Origin of the sequence: Lactiplantibacillus paraplantarum (genome assembly GCF_003641145.1) — a bacterium.
Taxonomy (GTDB): Bacteria; Bacillota; Bacilli; order Lactobacillales; family Lactobacillaceae; genus Lactiplantibacillus; species Lactiplantibacillus paraplantarum.
Window position 1 is genome coordinate 835,716 of record NZ_CP032744.1, and the last position, 18,244, is coordinate 853,959.

The 18,244-nt window shown below is 44.5% G+C and carries 13 protein-coding genes; 12 read left to right on the top strand and 1 reads right to left on the bottom strand.

The window, feature by feature from the left end:
• The first annotated feature begins 163 nt into the window (after positions 1–163).
• Both rpoB and rpoC read left to right on the top strand, forming a co-directional pair.
• Complete coding sequence (gene rpoB, locus LP667_RS04010; RefSeq protein WP_033609627.1) at positions 164–3,778, top strand: DNA-directed RNA polymerase subunit beta; 3,615 nt, start codon at positions 164–166, stop codon at positions 3,776–3,778.
• A gap of 17 nt (positions 3,779–3,795) precedes the next feature.
• Positions 3,796–7,437 (top strand): DNA-directed RNA polymerase subunit beta', encoded by a 3,642-nt coding sequence (rpoC, locus tag LP667_RS04015; RefSeq protein ID WP_021732430.1) that lies wholly within the window; start codon positions 3,796–3,798, stop codon positions 7,435–7,437.
• 324 nt (positions 7,438–7,761) lie between these two features.
• Here rpoC and LP667_RS04020 read toward each other — a convergent pair whose 3' ends face one another.
• Positions 7,762–8,442, bottom strand: coding sequence for a prepilin peptidase (locus LP667_RS04020; RefSeq protein ID WP_033609628.1), 681 nt, complete (start codon positions 8,440–8,442; stop codon positions 7,762–7,764).
• Positions 8,443–8,707: 265 nt separating this feature from the next.
• On the opposite strand from LP667_RS04020, the gene rpsL reads away from it, so the two are divergent.
• From rpsL to rpsS, 10 genes are all read left to right on the top strand, one after another.
• On the top strand, positions 8,708–9,121 hold the full coding sequence (gene rpsL, locus LP667_RS04025; protein WP_003641249.1) for a 30S ribosomal protein S12: 414 nt from the start codon (positions 8,708–8,710) through the stop codon (positions 9,119–9,121).
• 16 nt (positions 9,122–9,137) lie between these two features.
• Positions 9,138–9,608, top strand: coding sequence for a 30S ribosomal protein S7 (rpsG, locus tag LP667_RS04030; RefSeq protein ID WP_021732432.1), 471 nt, complete (start codon positions 9,138–9,140; stop codon positions 9,606–9,608).
• Positions 9,609–9,750: 142 nt separating this feature from the next.
• The gene (gene fusA / locus LP667_RS04035) at positions 9,751–11,847 is read left to right on the top strand and encodes an elongation factor G (RefSeq protein WP_021732433.1); all 2,097 of its coding nucleotides are present in this window, start codon (positions 9,751–9,753) and stop codon (positions 11,845–11,847) included.
• A 263-nt stretch (positions 11,848–12,110) separates the two neighbouring features.
• A complete protein-coding gene (locus LP667_RS04040) occupies positions 12,111–14,009 on the top strand; it encodes a serine hydrolase (RefSeq protein WP_021732434.1) in 1,899 nt (632 codons plus the stop codon).
• 1,130 nt (positions 14,010–15,139) lie between these two features.
• A complete protein-coding gene (rpsJ, locus tag LP667_RS04050; protein ID WP_003638059.1) occupies positions 15,140–15,448 on the top strand; it encodes a 30S ribosomal protein S10 in 309 nt (102 codons plus the stop codon).
• A gap of 37 nt (positions 15,449–15,485) precedes the next feature.
• Positions 15,486–16,115: a 50S ribosomal protein L3 gene (gene rplC / locus LP667_RS04055; protein ID WP_021732435.1), complete on the top strand. Its 630-nt coding sequence runs from the start codon at positions 15,486–15,488 to the stop codon at positions 16,113–16,115.
• 18 nt (positions 16,116–16,133) lie between these two features.
• Entirely contained in the window at positions 16,134–16,757 is a 624-nt protein-coding gene (gene rplD / locus LP667_RS04060; RefSeq protein WP_021732436.1) for a 50S ribosomal protein L4, read from the top strand.
• On the top strand, positions 16,757–17,050 hold the full coding sequence (gene rplW / locus LP667_RS04065; RefSeq protein WP_003641254.1) for a 50S ribosomal protein L23: 294 nt from the start codon (positions 16,757–16,759) through the stop codon (positions 17,048–17,050). Before rplD ends, rplW begins: the two co-directional genes overlap by 1 nt.
• A 23-nt stretch (positions 17,051–17,073) precedes the next feature.
• Positions 17,074–17,913, top strand: a complete 840-nt coding sequence (rplB, locus tag LP667_RS04070; protein ID WP_021732437.1) for a 50S ribosomal protein L2 — start codon at positions 17,074–17,076, stop codon at positions 17,911–17,913.
• A 42-nt stretch (positions 17,914–17,955) separates the two neighbouring features.
• The gene (rpsS, locus tag LP667_RS04075; RefSeq protein ID WP_003638064.1) at positions 17,956–18,231 is read left to right on the top strand and encodes a 30S ribosomal protein S19; all 276 of its coding nucleotides are present in this window, start codon (positions 17,956–17,958) and stop codon (positions 18,229–18,231) included.
• Positions 18,232–18,244: the final 13 nt, after the last annotated feature.

Sequence of the window (18,244 nt, forward strand, 5' to 3'; positions counted from 1 at the left end):
ACGCGCAATCTATTGTCTGTGCGGCTCGTTAATATAAATCCAAAAATAGTCAACTTAAGCGACTATTTTTGGTTTTTTTATGCCCAAAATTCGGTCAAAAACGCATTTGTAACACAAATGTAATATTTGGCTGGAGGCGCGAGTTCCGGAATAATAAGAAGGGGTGAACAACTTGGCCGGACATTTAGTAAAATACGGTAAACACCGTACCCGTAGAAGTTATGCACGTATCAAGGAAGTCCTTGATCTGCCTAACTTGATCGAAATCCAGACCGATTCTTACCAATGGTTCTTGGATGAAGGTCTCCGGGAAATGTTTGAAGATATTATGCCGATCGATGATTTCGCAGGAAAACTTTCACTTGAATTTGTCGACTATCAATTATTAGAACCAAAGTACACCGTCGAAGAAGCTCGTGAACATGATGCCAACTACTCGGCACCATTGCACGTTACCCTACGTTTAACTAACCACGAAACTGGTGAAATTAAGTCGCAAGACGTATTCTTCGGTGATTTTCCATTAATGACTGAACAAGGGACGTTTATTATCAACGGTGCCGAACGGGTCATTGTTTCACAATTGGTTCGTTCACCCGGCGTTTACTTTAATGAAGAATTAGATAAAAATGGGCGTCCTAGCTACGGCACAACGGTTATTCCTAACCGAGGTGCCTGGTTAGAACTTGAAACCGACGCCAAGAATGTCTCATACGTACGGATCGACCGTACTCGGAAGATTCCATTGACGGAATTAGTCCGGGCCTTAGGTTATGGTTCTGACGACGACATTATCGACATGTTAGGTGAAACTGACAGTTTGATGTTGACGTTGGAAAAAGATGTTCATAAGAACACCGACGATTCACGGGTTGAAGAATCCTTAAAGGATATCTACGAACGGCTACGTCCTGGTGAACCTAAGACGGCTGACAGTTCACGGAGCTTATTGACTGCCCGGTTCTTCGATCCAAAACGTTATGACTTCGCACCAGTTGGTCGTTACAAGGTCAACAAGAAGTTAAGTATGAAGACGCGCTTAATGGACCAAACATTAGCTGAAACATTAGCTGATCCTGATACTGGTGAAGTGATTGCGCAAAAGGATACGGTCATTGACAAGAATGTCATGGCTAAACTATCCCCATACTTGGAACGTGACGACTTTAAGACGGTCACTTACACACCATCTGACGAAGCCGTTGTGACGAATCCAATGGTCTTACAAGTTGTTAAGGTTTATTCACAAAACGACCCTGAAAAGGTTGTGAATGTGATTGGTAATGGCAACATTGATTTGAAGTTCAAGCACATTGTGCCTGCTGATATCATTGCTTCCATTAACTACTTCTTCAACTTGCAAGAAGGTCTTGGCTCAACCGATGATATTGATCACTTGGGTAACCGGCGGATTCGTTCCGTGGGTGAATTATTGCAAAACCAATTCCGAATCGGGTTATCCCGGATGGAACGGGTTGTGCGTGAACGGATGTCAATTCAAGATGCTGCGACGGTAACGCCACAACAATTGATCAACATTCGTCCAGTGGTTGCCTCAATTAAGGAATTCTTTGGGTCATCACAATTGTCACAATTCATGGACCAAACCAACCCCTTAGGTGAATTAACGCATAAGCGGCGTTTATCAGCCTTAGGACCTGGTGGTTTGACTCGTGATCGGGCCGGATATGAAGTTCGTGACGTGCACTATACCCACTACGGTCGGATGTGCCCAATCGAAACGCCTGAAGGTCCTAACATTGGTTTGATCAACAGTTTGTCTTCTTATGCGAAGGTTAACCGTTACGGCTTCATCGAAACGCCATACCGGCGGGTTGATTGGACGACGCATAAGGTTACTGATAAGATCGACTACTTAGCAGCCGATGAAGAAGACCAATTCGTGATTGCACAAGCCAACTCCCCATTGAATGATGATGGTTCATTCGTTGAAGACACTGTTTTAGCTCGTAACAAGGAAGAAAACTTGGAAACACCAATCGAAAATGTCGATTACATGGACGTTTCGCCTAAACAAGTGGTTGCCGTCGCAACGGCATGTATTCCTTTCTTGGAAAACGATGACTCTAACCGTGCTTTGATGGGTGCCAACATGCAACGACAAGCGGTGCCGTTACTTGACCCGCATGCGCCATTAATTGGGACTGGGATTGAATACAAAGCCGCCCATGACTCAGGGATTGCCTTGATTTGTCGTCATGAAGGAACGGTTGAATACGTTGATGCTCGCGAAGTCCGCGTTCGTCGCGATGATGGTTCATTAGACACTTACAAGTTAATGAAATTCCGCCGTTCTAATGGTGGTAAGAACTATAACCAACGGCCAATCGTTAAAGTCGGCGATCACGTTGATAATGACGAAGTCTTAGCCGATGGTCCAGCAATGGAAGGCGGGGAATTAGCCCTTGGGCAAAACCCATTAGTTGCTTTCATGACTTGGAATGGTTATAACTTCGAAGATGCCATCATTATTAATGAACGTTTAGTCCGTGAAGACGTCTACACGTCAATTCATATTGAAGAATATGAATCAGAAGCACGTGATACCAAGCTTGGACCTGAAGAAATGACTCGTGAAATTCCTAACGTTGGGGAAGATGCATTGAAGAACCTTGACGAAGACGGGATTATCCGGATTGGGGCCGAAGTTAAAGATGGCGACATCTTAGTTGGTAAGGTAACGCCTAAAGGGGTTACGGAATTATCAGCTGAAGAACGACTACTCCATGCAATCTTTGGTGAAAAGGCGCGTGAAGTTCGGGATACGTCACTCCGGGTTCCTCACGGTGGCGGCGGTATCATCCAGGACGTTAAGATCTTCACTCGTGAAAACGGTGATGAATTATCTCCTGGTGTTAACATGATGGTTCGGGTCTACATCGCGCAAAAGCGGAAGATCCAAGTTGGTGACAAGATGGCCGGCCGGCATGGTAACAAAGGGACGGTTTCAATCGTGGTTCCTGAAGAAGACATGCCATACATGCCAGATGGGACGCCAATCGATATCATGTTAAGCCCAATGGGTGTGCCTTCTCGTATGAATATCGGGCAAGTGCTCGAATTGCATTTAGGGATGGCTGCTCGTAAGTTAGGGATTCACATGGCCACACCTGTCTTTGATGGTGCCCAAGATGAAGATATCTGGGAAGCAATTCGTGAAGCTGGTGTTGATTCTGATGCCAAGTCAATCGTCTATGATGGTCGGACTGGTGAACCGTTTGATAAGCGGGTCGCTGTTGGGGTCATGCACTACATGAAGCTTAGTCACATGGTTGACGATAAGATCCATGCTCGTTCAATCGGACCTTACTCTTTGGTTACGCAACAACCACTTGGTGGGAAAGCGCAATTTGGGGGCCAACGTTTCGGTGAAATGGAAGTTTGGGCCTTGGAAGCTTATGGTGCGGCTTACACCTTGCAAGAAATCTTGACTTACAAGTCTGATGACGTTGTTGGTCGGGTTAAGACCTATGAAGCCATCGTTAAGGGCGAACCAATTCCTAAGCCAGGCGTACCGGAATCATTCCGCGTGTTGGTTAAGGAATTGCAAGCACTTGGCCTTGATATGAAAGTCTTGGATTCTGAAGACAAAGAAATCGAATTGCGGGACATGGATGATGATGACGATGAGGTTGTCAACGTTGATGCACTCAGCAAGTTTAAACAACAACAAGATGAGAAGGCCGCTGACAAAGCCGCAAAAGCTGACGCTGCTAAGCCTTCTGAAACAACCAACGCTCAGCAAGATAATCAATAAAAAGGGAGGTCGGTCCTTTGATCGATGTCAACAAGTTTGAAAGCATGCAAATCGGTCTGGCATCCCCAGACAAGATTCGCAGCTGGTCATATGGCGAAGTCAAAAAGCCAGAAACCATTAACTACCGGACATTGAAACCTGAAAAAGACGGTCTGTTTGACGAACGGATTTTTGGTCCTACTAAGGATTGGGAATGTGCTTGTGGTAAATACAAACGGATTCGTTATAAGGGTATTGTCTGTGACCGTTGTGGGGTCGAAGTGACTCGTAGTAAAGTCCGTCGTGAACGGATGGGTCATATCGAACTTGCCGCACCAGTTACTCACATCTGGTACTTTAAGGGAATTCCTAGCCGAATGGGCTTAGTCTTAGACATGAGTCCTCGGGCACTTGAAGAAATCATTTACTTCGCTTCATATGTCGTTATCGAATCTGGTAACACGCCACTTGAAAAGAAGCAATTACTTTCTGAACGTGAATACCGTGAGAAGAAAGCCCAATATGGTAACGAATTCGAAGCTGCCATGGGTGCTGAAGCCATCAAACGGTTATTAAATAACGTGGATCTTGAAAAAGAAGCTCGTGATTTAAAGGAAACTTTGAAGGATGCTTCTGGTCAGAAACGGACCCGGGCCGTTCGACGGCTTGATATCATTGAAGCTTTCGTGACATCTGGTAACGAACCAGCTTGGATGGTAATGGACGCAATTCCGGTTATTCCCCCGGATTTACGGCCGATGGTTCAATTGGAAGGTGGTCGTTTTGCCACTTCTGACTTGAATGACTTGTACCGACGGGTTATCAACCGGAATAACCGGTTGAAGCGCTTGTTGGACTTAAATGCACCTGGGATTATCGTGCAAAACGAAAAGCGGATGTTACAAGAAGCCGTTGATGCGTTGATCGATAACGGTCGTCGTGGCCGTCCCGTTGCTGGTCCTGGTAACCGACCATTGAAGTCTCTTTCACACATGTTGAAAGGGAAGCAAGGCCGGTTCCGTCAAAACTTACTTGGTAAGCGGGTCGACTACTCTGGTCGTTCGGTTATCGATGTTGGGCCTTTCTTGAAGATGAACCAAATGGGCTTACCACGTCAAATGGCGTTGGAATTGTTCAAACCGTTTATCATGAAAGAATTGGTTAAACGTGAATTAGCTTCTAACATTAAGAACGCTAAGCGGAAGATCGAACATGCTGATGACGATGTCTGGGGTGTGTTGGAAGACGTGATCAAGGAACATCCCGTTCTCTTGAACCGCGCCCCTACGCTTCACCGTTTGGGGATTCAAGCCTTTGAACCCGTCTTAGTTAGTGGTAAAGCGATGCGGCTCCATCCATTGGCTTGTGAAGCTTACAACGCCGATTTCGATGGTGACCAAATGGCCATTCACGTCCCTCTTTCAGACGAAGCCCAAGCCGAAGCGCGGCTCTTAATGTTAGCTGCCCATCATATCTTGGCACCTAAGGACGGGAAACCCGTTGTTACGCCATCTCAAGATATGGTTATCGGTAACTACTACTTGACGACTGAAGAAATCGGTCGTGAAGGTGAAGGCATGATCTTCAAAGACTTGAACGAAGCTCAAAAGGCTTACCAATCAGGTTACGTACACTTGCATAGCCGGGTGGGGGTTCAGGTCTCATCAATGCCTGACAAGCCATTTACAGACGATCAGAAGCAAGCTGTCTTAGTGACGACGGTTGGTAAGGCAATCTTTAACAATATTTTGCCTGGTAAGTTCCCTTACTTGAACGAACCAACCAACGACAACTTGATTGCTGGTACGCCGGACAAGTACTTCTTGAAGCCAGGTGAAGATATTCGTCAATTCTTGGATGCGCAGGAAATTATTCCACCATTCAAGAAAGGCTTCTTGGCCGACATTATTGCCGAAGTTTACAAGCAATATCACGTGACGGCAACGTCACTCTTGCTTGACCGTATGAAGGACTTAGGTTACAACATTTCAACCAAGTCTGGTTTGACGGTTGGGGTTGCTGATATTACTGGTTTGAAAGAAAAACCAGAAATTATCGCTGAAGCTCATAAGCAAGTTAATACGATTTCAAAACAGTTCCGTCGTGGTTTAATTACTGATGACGAACGTTATGAACGGGTCATTGGTGTCTGGAACGACGCTAAGGACCAAATCCAACAAAAACTGATTGAAAGTTTCAACGCGGATAACCCAATCTTTATGATGAGTGATTCCGGTGCGCGTGGTAACATTTCAAACTTTACTCAGTTAGCTGGGATGCGTGGTTTGATGGCTGCCCCTAACGGTAAGATCATGGAATTACCAATCCTTTCAAACTTCCGTGAAGGTTTGTCTGTCTTGGAAATGTTCATTTCAACCCATGGTGCTCGTAAAGGGATGACCGATACGGCGCTTAAGACTGCCAACTCAGGTTACCTGACTCGGCGTCTGGTTGATGTGGCCCAAGATGTTATCGTTCGTGAAAAGGATTGTGGTACTGACCGTGGCTTGCGGATTCACGCAATCATGGAAGGTAACGAAGTCATCGAACCGTTGTATGACCGGATCTTAGGTCGTTACACGATGAAGACTGTCTTTGATCCTGAAACGCATGATGAAATTGTTGGTAACAACGTCTTGATCGACGAAGACTTAGCACATAAAATCGTTGATGCTGGTGTGACGGAAGTTACGATCCGTTCTGCATTTACTTGCAACACTAAGCATGGGGTTTGTGAACATTGCTACGGCCGTAACATGGCGACTGGTGATGAAGTTGAAGTTGGTGAAGCTGTTGGGACTGTTGCTGCACAGTCTATCGGTGAACCTGGTACCCAGTTAACCATGCGGAACTTCCATACCGGTGGTGTTGCCGGGGACGATATTACCCAAGGGTTGCCTCGTGTGCAAGAAATTGTGGAATCTCGGAATCCTAAAGGGCGTGCCGAAATTACCGAAGTTACTGGTACGGTTGAATTAATTGAAGAAAATCCAGCGGAACGGACGAAGGAAGTTACGGTTAAGGGTGAAACCGATACCCGGACTTACACGTTGCCGTTAACAGCACGGATGGCGGTTAGTGAAGGCGACTTTATTCACCGTGGTGCTGCGTTGAACATTGGGTCAATTGATCCTAAACAACTAATTCAAGTACGGGACGTCTTATCAACTGAAAACTACTTGCTCCGTGAAGTTCAAAAGGTTTATCGGATGCAAGGGGTTGAAATTGGCGATAAGCACGTTGAAATCATGATTCGGCAAATGTTACGTAAGGTTCGGGTCATGGATCCGGGCGATACCGACGTCTTGCCTGGGACGTTAATGGATATTGCAGACTTCAAGGACGAGAACTACAAGACCTTGATTGCCGGTGGTATTCCTGCAACGTCACGGCCTGTTATTCTTGGGATTACCAAAGCTGCGCTTGAAACGAACAGTTTCTTGTCAGCTGCTTCATTCCAGGAAACGACTCGGGTCTTAACCGATGCTGCTATTCGTGGTAAGAACGATCCACTGATCGGGCTTAAAGAAAATGTTATCATTGGTAAGATCATTCCTGCTGGGACTGGTATGCCGGTTTACCGTCATATCAAACCAAAGGAAGTTGGCAACGTGGCTGATGGGGTTTACTCAATCAGCGACCTTGAAAAACAAATGCAAGAACAAGATGCTAGCAAGTAATTGCTAAGCAACTAAAAAAGGGCGGCCATGATGGTCGTCCTTTTTGTGTACACTAGTGTAGGTAAGCCGCCGGGGTCGTCCGTCGATGAAGGCTAATTTTCAGGGGGAGAATGCCAGCTGCGTCCCGCTGAAAAAGTTCAAGTTTGTGTCAACTTGCCTGGCTAGTGCATCCTGCACCGCGCTCCAGGCATTTCTGCTAGTTGCTGGAGCGCGGTGGACATGAAGTGCCCTATAATTGGCACACAGGCCTGGAGGCCGGTATAGGATGCACAATTAATAAAGTTTACTGTGGAATGTTTTGATCATAGCTTGCAACAGCAGTGTTTATGCGAGGCCCGTGAGTTGGGTGACCATGATGAAGCTCCAACTGATGAAGGGGACGAATGGTAAGCGATGTCGTGGGTTACCGATGATAAAGCCGACTAGTGCGGCAACGGCTGCAATGGCAAGGCAGGTCAACAGTGTATCAGCTGGAATGATGAAGACGAGCATGAGGAGAACATCAACATCACCGAGGCCAAAGGTTGCAGTTAGCCGAGCTAATAAGTATAGTCCCACTAGTAGGACGAGTACGAGGTAAAGACTGATTGTCAGGGGTGGCCGTTGTTGCCACAAGCCAAGTCCGGCCGGCAGGAGCAATGTTAGCGGGTAGACTTCAAAAGTGAGATAATCAGTAAGACTATTGAAAATCAACACCAAGTAGCCAAGTAGGAGTGGCAACGTTAGCAAAAACGATGTGCTGCTAGTCGCCAGTAGAACACCACAAAGCAATTCAATCAGACTAGAACGAATGCTGATTGTGGCGCGACAGTCATGGCAACGTCCCCGTTGAAGCAAAATGCCGAGTAATGGTAGCAATTGCCAGAATCGCAATTGATGTCGGCAGTGTGGACACTGTGATCGCTGACGGCTAATGAGTACGTGTCCACTGCTAATGTGCTCTGCCATACAAGTAATGAACGAGCCCAGACAGAGGCCGGTAATAAAAAGCGCACTGGTTAACATGTTGAGGACCACCTTTCATTTATTAAGATACGCAATGTAAAGCGCAGCTATTTTTGCATAACATTTATTGACAACTTCGGTATGTCATGATAGTCTAGTAAAGGTGCTTTTTGCAGACAGATTCCTGTATCAGGAATACAGACATGCTGACTGGTCGGCTAAGCGCACAATTACCACGGTTCAGGATTTTTCTTTTGCTAAAAAAAGAACCACCTGGATGTGTGGACTTAAAAAACAGATATTTGGAAGGAGGACACTTTAGAACATGCCAACAATTAATCAATTAATTCGCAAAGGCCGTAAGTCTAAAGTATCAAAATCAAATGCCCCAGCATTAAACTTTGGGTATAACAGTTACAAGAAGGTTGCAACTAACAACCCAGCACCACAAAAGCGTGGGGTTGCTACTCGTGTCGGTACCATGACTCCTAAGAAGCCTAACTCGGCTTTACGGAAGTATGCCCGTGTACGTTTATCTAACTTAATTGAAGTTACAGCTTACATTCCTGGTATTGGTCATAACCTCCAAGAACATAGTGTTGTTTTAATTCGTGGTGGTCGTGTTAAGGATTTACCTGGTGTTCGTTACCATGTTATCCGTGGTGCTTTGGATACTGCTGGTGTCGAAGATCGTCGCCAAAGCCGTTCCAAGTATGGTACCAAGAAGCCAAAGAAATAATAAGGAGGTAAGTTAAATGCCAAGAAAAGGTGCACCTGCAAAACGCGAAGTTTTAGCAGATCCAATGTATAACTCTAAATTAGTAACGCGTTTAATTAACCACTTAATGTTAGATGGTAAACGCGGTACCGCATCAACTATTTTATATGATGCTTTTGATCAAATTAAAGAACAAACTGGTAACGATCCTTTGGAAGTCTTCGAAGAAGCAATGAAGAACGTTATGCCAGTACTTGAAGTTAAGGCCCGCCGTGTTGGTGGTTCTAACTACCAAGTTCCAATCGAAGTTCGCCCAGATCGTAAGACGACCCTTGGCCTTCGTTGGATCGTTCAATATGCTCGCTCACGTGGCGAACATACCATGTCCGACCGGTTAGCTCGTGAAATCATGGATGCTGCTAACAATACTGGTGCTTCTGTTAAGAAGCGTGAAGATACGCATAAGATGGCTGAAGCCAACCGTGCCTTCGCTCATTATCGTTGGTAATATTTCCGTGAAATGGTTAAAGGTCGCCTTTAACTAATCACAAAAAAGGTGACTATTATATGTGCGCATATAGTAGTCATTTTTTGAAACAAGCTTTATACTGTTAATTCCATTTAAATTGAGAGGAGTAACACATTTTCTAATGGCTAATACACGAGAATTCTCACTCGATAAGACCCGTAATATTGGTATTATGGCCCATATCGATGCTGGTAAGACCACGACAACTGAACGGATCTTGTACTATACTGGTAAAATTCACAAAATTGGTGAAACCCATGATGGTGCTTCACAAATGGACTGGATGGCCCAAGAACAAGAACGTGGGATTACGATTACTTCTGCTGCCACTACGGCACAGTGGAAGAACCACCGGATCAACATCATTGATACCCCAGGACACGTTGACTTCACTGTTGAAGTTGAACGTTCACTTCGGGTTTTAGATGGTGCCATCGCCGTTTTGGATGCCCAATCTGGTGTTGAACCTCAAACTGAAACAGTTTGGCGTCAAGCATCAACGTATAACGTTCCCCGGATCGTTTTCGTTAACAAGATGGACAAGATTGGTGCGGACTTCAAGTACTCTGTAAGCACGATCCATGATCGTTTACAAGCTAACGCCCACGCTATCCAATTACCAATTGGTGCCGAAGATAATTTCGAAGGGGTCATTGACTTAATCGAAATGAAGGCTGACCTTTATGATGAAGATCAACTTGGTACTGAATGGGATACGGTTGACGTTCCTGATGAATACAAAGAAGAAGCCCAAGCTGCTCGTGATGACTTAATCGAAGCCTTAGCTGACATCGATGACGGCATCATGGAAAAGTACCTTGGCGGTGAAGAAATCAGCAAGGATGAAATCAAAGCTGCCATCCGTAAGGGTACGTTAGCACTTGAATTCTTCCCAGTATTAGCTGGTTCAGCCTTCAAGAACAAGGGTGTTCAGATGTTGATGGATGCTACAGTGGACTACTTACCATCACCACTTGATGTTAAGCCTTACAAGGCCACTGATCCTGATACTGAAGAAGAAGTTGACTTAATTGCCGGTGATGACAAGCCATTCGCTGCCTTAGCATTTAAGGTTGCTACTGACCCATTCGTTGGTCGTTTGACTTTCATCCGGGTATACCAAGGAACTTTGGAATCTGGTTCATACGTCTTGAACGCAACTAAGGACAAGCGTGAACGGGTTGGTCGTTTACTTCAAATGCATTCTAACCAACGGAAAGAAATCCCAGAAGTCTTCTCTGGTGATATCGCCGCTGCGATTGGTTTGAAGAACACAACGACTGGTGACTCATTGACTTCGATTGAACATCCATATCATTTGGAATCAATGGAATTCCCTGACCCAGTTATCCAGGTTGCCGTTGAACCTAAGACTAAGGCTGACCAAGATAAGATGAACGTTGCCTTACAAAAGCTTTCTGAAGAAGATCCTACTTTCAAGGCTGAAACTAACCCTGAAACTGGTGAAACTTTGATCGCCGGGATGGGTGAATTGCATTTGGATATCATCGTTGACCGGATGCGGCGTGAATTTAACGTTGAAGCCACTGTTGGCGCGCCTCAAGTTTCATACCGTGAAACCTTTACTAAGAGCACTCAAGTTCAAGGTAAGTTCGTTCACCAATCTGGTGGTAAAGGTCAATATGGGGATGTTTGGGTTGAATTTACACCTAACGAAGAAGGTAAAGGCTTCGAATTCGAAGATGCCATCGTCGGTGGGGTTGTTCCTCGCGAATACATTCCTTCAGTTGAACAAGGTTTGAAGGAAGCTATGGCTAACGGTGTGTTAGCTGGTTATCCTTTGGTTGACGTTAAGGCTAAGCTCTATGATGGTTCTTACCATGATGTCGATTCTAGTGAAGCTGCCTTCAAGATTGCCGCATCATTAGCATTGCGGAATGCGGTTAAGACTGCTGGCCCTGTTATCCTTGAACCTATCATGAAGGTTGATATCGTTGCCCCAGAAGATTACTTAGGTGATGTTATGGGCCACGTTACTGCCCGTCGTGGTAACATTGAAGGTATGGAAGAACGTGGGAACGCTCAAGAAGTTCACGCCTTTGTACCATTAGCTGAAATGTTTGGTTATGCAACCACATTACGTTCAGCAACTCAAGGTCGTGGGACTTTCACAATGACCTTTGATCATTACCAAAAGGTTCCAAAGTCAGTTCAAGAAGATATTATCAAGAAGAATGGCGGCACTCCAGCCAAGTAAGCTTGATTAATCATATGAAGAACGTTCAGCTATGGCTGAACGTTCTTTTTTTATGGAATTGTTAGTTTTAATTAACTGTTAAACATGGGAAAAAGCGCAACGATTGTCAGTACATTGTCATAACTAGCCATTAATAAATGTTAAATGCCACTGTTGATGAAAAGCTAGGGTTGTCGAACTTAACTATAAATAATTAATTGATTATGGTAAAATGCTTTTTAGGTTAAGTTAAGGTTGTTATTAAACCCGTAAAGGAGTCACTCATGAAGATTCAGCAGTGGTACGGGTTAGGTTTAGTTGGTGTCATACTGATGGGGATTAGTCAGGTATTGACTAGTATTAACGGGGAAGTTGTAAGTTTTGCACTTATTATGGGGGTTCTTGGGGGTGCCGTGACGCAACGTCTGATGCCGCGGCACCAAACCAAACACCCCTTGTCAATGGTTACCGAAGTTGCATTTATCCTACAGAGTCTACTGATATTACTAGTGTTGGTGTTGAGTGTAAGTTGGCTTATGGAGCCTTCTTTTGTGCACATATATGGTGAGACAACGTTACCAGTCCGATCACTGATCTGGACACTTGGTGGTACAACGGGGGCAATGCATAACGTTTTCTCCCACCTGTGGCCGGTACTCATTTATATTTTAGGATTATTGTGGTTGCGCTCGACCGTGCAAGTTGTCATGATATGGCAATTATCTTGGCGACGCACGGTGATGATCAGTAACTTGGTTCTGATACTCCTAACCATTGTGTTTAATGGGGGCTGGTTGTTCACACGGACTGGGAGTCTGTTGCCAACAAGTTTATTTTTGCTTCCGTTTGCAATTGGCAGCTTAATTGCGACCAAGCGGCAAACTTCGCATGCTGAGCGAGCTATTCAGCGTGGACCAGTTGATGTTAATTTTGCGCTACTTGGTTATGTAGTTTTGATGCTGATTGGTTGTCACATGAGCGCCTTTCAAAATCATTGGCTACAACTAGGCTGGTTACTAATTGGCTGTATTGGGAGTAGTTGGCTGCTATTCATGGTACAACCAGTAATGGTAACGATCCGCCAGTGGCACGTTTTAATGGTCGGTTACTTGTGGTATTTGTACTATTGGCCATTGGTGTGGCTGTTCGATAGCGCGACGCACCCGCTTCGCTATGTTGGAATATTGCCATTGGCCTTAGTGCTAGCCGTGGTTGACTATGTGGGTTATCAATGGCTGACACGGCGCCCACATATTTATCAGCGGCGTTTATTGATTAGCGTGGCGGTGGTCTGTATCGGGGTCCTGGGCTCGTTTTCGAGTTATCAAGCTAGCAAAATTGCACCGCATCAGCAAACGAAGAGCGAGTCGTCAGTTGCGACTAGTACGACTAAGCAGGCGACAGCGCGCTCAACTAAGCACTTGGCCAAACACTCAACAGTTAGTCCAACGCGTCAACGGCAGCAGTTATTGTCAGCGTGGCAGAAAATTATTGATCGCCAAACGGTTAAGGTCGGAATTGCGATGTATTCCCCACGAACTAAACAGACGGTCACGTATACTAAGGATACTGATGGTAGTGGTTACTATGTCGCTAGTACCGTTAAGGCAAGTATTCTAACCGAGCTGTTGCATCAGCGTGATCAGGGAAACTTAACTTTTACGCCTGGAGAGCAAACCTTGGCTGAGTCGATGATTCGCAATAGTGACAATGATGCCGCTACTGGATTACTGAGTAACGGTCTAGGTAGTTATGGTGCTTTGAACAATTTATATCAGAATCTGAAAATGACACATACGACGGCTAACTTGTCTTCATGGAGTATGACGAAGACGACGCCAGCAGATCAAGTGCGGCTGTTACGAACGATCTATTACCCGTCGGATTATTTGACTAAGCGATCCAAACACTATATTCAAAATCTCATGGGAACCGTGAGCCATGAACAAAGCTGGGGTGTTTCCAAATCGGCACCTAATTACCAGTTAAAAAACGGTTGGATGGATTTGAGCGACAATGGCTTAGGATGGCAGGTCAATAGTATTGGGCATGTCTATGACCAGCACCGTGATCCTCAAGGCTATGTGATTGCGATTTATACCAATCAAGATGCGACGATGTCCCAAGGGGTCGATTTGGTTGAGTCACTGGCAGCGGTGACCCATCAAATTATGGCGCCATGATGTCTTAATATTGGATAGACTGGCTTGTTTAAAAAAACGAATTGACTGCTTCCCTTAAATCGGAGAAGCGGGCAATTCGTTTTTTTGTTAAGGCGACAACTAGCAGTTCGCTACATTATTATAGAAGTAAAAAATATTGTACTAGTTATTATTTAACATAAAGCATGCTAACAACGTGCCAGTGAGTTGGATTGTTGTTCGTCAGTCTGTGTTCCTTCTACGCTGGTTTTCAGAGCCATGGGTCAATTGTAAAAATGCAGCCGCCATTAATCTGCGCCGTACCCAACCCGCCCAGTCTCAAATATGAATCCTATTCTAAGCCAGAAGAAATTTACTTGCGGCTTAGAATAATACAGTTACTGAGCATTGCCACTGAGCATATTTCGGTAAGCGACCGCATGGCAAATGAATGGCACGTCACTCGGTACAATTGGTTATTACCTATCTGGGTACTGGAACTTCAATCAAATATCAAAGTGCCATTGATTATTTTTTAGACGTTTCAATCCTAATGTGGCGATTTAAGAACGGGGGAACTGTCCGCATATCATTGGTAGTCTGACTCGAACACGTTCTGGTAATAGGCAGCAACCAAGCAGATCTATGCCAGTCAAGACTTTTTTCAATGGATTTTAAGTTGGCTGTTTTTGAACTTAATCATGGGTTGTGTTAACTATGATTAACAACAGCGTCAATACAAACGCGTAAATGAAATAACTGACTAGCTGATGTGTGGGCGGTGGTAGGTCGTTACCAGAATGAATTGAAATTGGTCGTTGAAAACGATCGTATCATATCAAAATAAAGTGTTAACTCAAATAAATTAGGCGCAAACGCTATTAATCAAGTGGATTTTATGTTACATTAATTGAGCTGGTTCAAAAAAGGTAACACGGTTTACAACGATGGTTATAAAAAAAGTGCGAAAACACTTGCTATTACAGAGCTTTTCATTTATTATAGATTGTGCTTGGTATTTAGAAGGGGATAACTATATCCCCATCATCAAGTAGTCGTAGTTAGCTTTGATGTGAAAGGTTGCGACACGCCCGGCCACATTGTCATGGGACGTGGCGGTAATTTTCACGGAGCTAGTCTTATTTTCAAAATAGACGAAGGAGGTCACAACAATGGCAAAGCAAAAAATTCGTATTCGCTTAAAGGCATACGAACACCGCATTCTTGATCAGTCAGCTGACAAGATTGTCGAAACGGCAAAGAGAACTGGTGCTACTATTTCAGGTCCTATTCCATTGCCTACTGAACGGACTATTTATACCGTTCTACGTTCACCACATAAGTTTAAGGACTCACGTGAACAATTCGAAATGCGGACTCACAAGCGGTTAATCGATATCGTTAACCCAACGCCTAAGACGGTCGACTCATTAATGAAGTTAGACTTGCCTAGCGGTGTAGATATTGAAATCAAGCTTTAATTTACTAAACTAAAATCAATTAATTGGAGGTGTACTCATGACCACTAAAGGAATCTTAGGGAAAAAGGTAGGAATGACGCAAGTCTTCACTGAAAACGGCGAATTAGTTCCCGTTACAGTTGTTGAAGTTCAACCTAACGTTGTGTTGCAAGTTAAGACCGTTGAAAACGACGGTTACGAAGCAATCCAATTAGGTGTTGACGACAAACGCGAAGTCTTGACGAACAAACCTGCTCAAGGTCATGCAGCAAAAGCAAAAACGACTCCTAAGCGCTTCATTCGTGAAATTCGTAATGTTGAGCTTGGAGATTACACAGTAGGTGACGAAGTCAAAGCGGATATTTTCGCAGCTGGCGACGCCGTAGACGTTACGGGTATCACTAAAGGTCATGGTTACCAAGGTAATATCCATAAGGACGGCCAAAGTCGTGGACCAATGGCTCACGGTTCTCGTTACCATCGTCGTCCTGGTTCAATGGGTGCCATCATCAACCGGGTATTCAAAGGTAAGAAATTACCAGGCCGGATGGGTAATCACCAACGGACGATGCAAAACTTACAAATTGTTCGTGCCGACGTTGAAAACAACGTTTTATTAATTAAAGGGAATGTCCCTGGCGCCAACAAGTCATTTGTAACAGTTAAAACATCTGTTAAGAGTAAATAAGGAAGGAGGACATAATACATGACTAGCGTAGCATTATTTAAACAAGACGGTACGCAAAATGGTGACGTTACTTTGAACGACGCTGTGTTTGGTATTGAACCAAACGAAAACGTGGTTTTTGATGCCATCTTGATGCAACGTGCATCAATGCGTCAAGGAACTCACGCAGTTAAGAACCGTAGTGCTCGTCGCGGTGGTGGTCGTAAACCATGGCGTCAAAAGGGTACTGGTCGTGCGCGTCAAGGTTCTATCCGTTCACCACAATGGCGTAAAGGTGGGATTGTCTTCGGACCAACCCCTCGTTCATACAGTTACAAGTTACCTAAGAAGGTTATGCGCTTAGCTTTGAAGTCTGTCCTTTCACAAAAGGTCTTAGACAACAGCTTAGTTGCAGTTGATAGCTTAGCTTTCGACGCACCAAAGACTAAGGAATTTGTAAATGTATTAAATAACCTCAACGTCGATACCAAGACTCTTGTTTTGGTTGAAGAGGACAATGAAAAGGCTGCTTTGGCAGGTCGTAACTTACCAAATGTTAAGATCCTAAAAGCCAAAGGTGTTAACGTCTTAGATGTCGCTAATAGTGACAAATTAGTCGTTACCCAAAAAGCCCTCGATCAATTAGAGGAGGCGCTCGCATAATGGAAGCACGCGATGTAATTTTACGTCCTGTAGTTACTGAATCATCAATGGCTGACTTGGACGACAAGCGCTACACATTTGATGTCAACGTACAGGCAACAAAAACACAAGTTAAAAAAGCAATCGAAGAAATCTTCGACGTTAAGGTCGTTAAGGTTAACGTTATGAACGTTAAAGGCAAGCTCAAGCGCCAAGGTCGTTACGCCGGCTACACTAAGAAGCGTCGTAAGGCCATTGTTACCTTGAGTTCTGATTCTAACGAAATTAAGTTGTTCAACGACGATCAACAATAAATCTAATTTAGGAGGTAACTCTAGTGGGTATTAAGAAGTATAAACCAACCACTAACGGCCGTCGTAATATGACTGCTTCAGATTTCTCTGAAATCACTAAAACGAAGCCTGAAAAGTCATTATTAGACTCACAAAGTCACACTGCCGGTCGTAACAGTTATGGTCACATTACTGTTCGTCATCGTGGCGGCGGTCATAAGCAACAATACCGTTTGGTTGACTTTAAGCGGATTAAGGATGAAGTTCCAGCAACCGTTAAAGCAATCGAATATGATCCTAACCGGACAGCTAACATTGCATTATTAGTTTACGCTGACGGTGTGAAATCATATATCTTAGCACCAAAAGGTTTGGAAGTTGGGATGCAAGTTCAATCAGGTGTCGAAGCCGATATCAAGGTTGGGAACGCATTACCATTAACGAACATTCCAGTTGGTACTGTTATTCATAACATTGAATTGAAGCCAGGTAAGGGTGGTCAAATCGCTCGTTCTGCTGGTGCTTCAGCACAATTACTTGGTAAGGAAGGCAAATATGCAATTATTCGTTTGGCTTCTGGTGAAGTTCGTTTAGTTCTATTAACTAGCCGTGCTACTATTGGTACTGTTGGTAATGAACAACATGAATTGATCAATTCAGGTAAAGCCGGTCGTTCACGTTGGCAAGGTAAGCGCCCAACGGTTCGTGGTTCTGTTATGAACCCTAACGATCACCCTCATGGTGGTGGTGAAGGTAAAGCGCCAATCGGTCATCCATCTCCAATGTCACCATGGGGTAAGAAGACGCTTGGTAAGAAGACACGGAACAAGAAGGCTCGTTCAAACAAGCTTATCGTTCGTGGTCGCCGTCCAGGCAAACACTAATAAAATTTGAATTTACTGTAGTTATCGAGAGGAGGTCACACGATGGGTCGTAGTTTAAAGAAGGGACCTTTCGCAGATGCGCATTTATTAAAGAAAATCGATGCACAATCTGATTCTGACAAGAAATCTGTCATCAAGACGTGGTCACGTCGTTCAACAATTTTCCCAAGTTTCATTGGGTACACAATCGCTGTTTATGATGGTCGCAAGCATGTCCCAGTTTACATCCAAGACGACATGGTCGGTCATAAGTTAGGTGAATTTGTACCAACACGGACGTTCCATGGTCATGGAACTGACGATAAGAAAACGAAGTAATAGTTAGGAGGAT

What these genes read in the sequence shown, in the direction of transcription:
- rplD (WP_021732436.1), top strand. Translation starts at nt 16,134, where the DNA reads ATGACTAGCGTAGCATTATTTAAACAAGACGGTACGCAAAATGGTGAC.
- fusA (WP_021732433.1), top strand. Translation starts at nt 9,751, where the DNA reads ATGGCTAATACACGAGAATTCTCACTCGATAAGACCCGTAATATTGGT.
- rplW (WP_003641254.1), top strand. Translation starts at nt 16,757, where the DNA reads ATGGAAGCACGCGATGTAATTTTACGTCCTGTAGTTACTGAATCATCA.
- LP667_RS04020 (WP_033609628.1), bottom strand. Translation starts at nt 8,442, where the DNA reads ATGTTAACCAGTGCGCTTTTTATTACCGGCCTCTGTCTGGGCTCGTTC.
- rpsS (WP_003638064.1), top strand. Translation starts at nt 17,956, where the DNA reads ATGGGTCGTAGTTTAAAGAAGGGACCTTTCGCAGATGCGCATTTATTA.
- rplC (WP_021732435.1), top strand. Translation starts at nt 15,486, where the DNA reads ATGACCACTAAAGGAATCTTAGGGAAAAAGGTAGGAATGACGCAAGTC.
- rpsG (WP_021732432.1), top strand. Translation starts at nt 9,138, where the DNA reads ATGCCAAGAAAAGGTGCACCTGCAAAACGCGAAGTTTTAGCAGATCCA.
- LP667_RS04040 (WP_021732434.1), top strand. Translation starts at nt 12,111, where the DNA reads ATGAAGATTCAGCAGTGGTACGGGTTAGGTTTAGTTGGTGTCATACTG.
- rpsL (WP_003641249.1), top strand. Translation starts at nt 8,708, where the DNA reads ATGCCAACAATTAATCAATTAATTCGCAAAGGCCGTAAGTCTAAAGTA.
- rpsJ (WP_003638059.1), top strand. Translation starts at nt 15,140, where the DNA reads ATGGCAAAGCAAAAAATTCGTATTCGCTTAAAGGCATACGAACACCGC.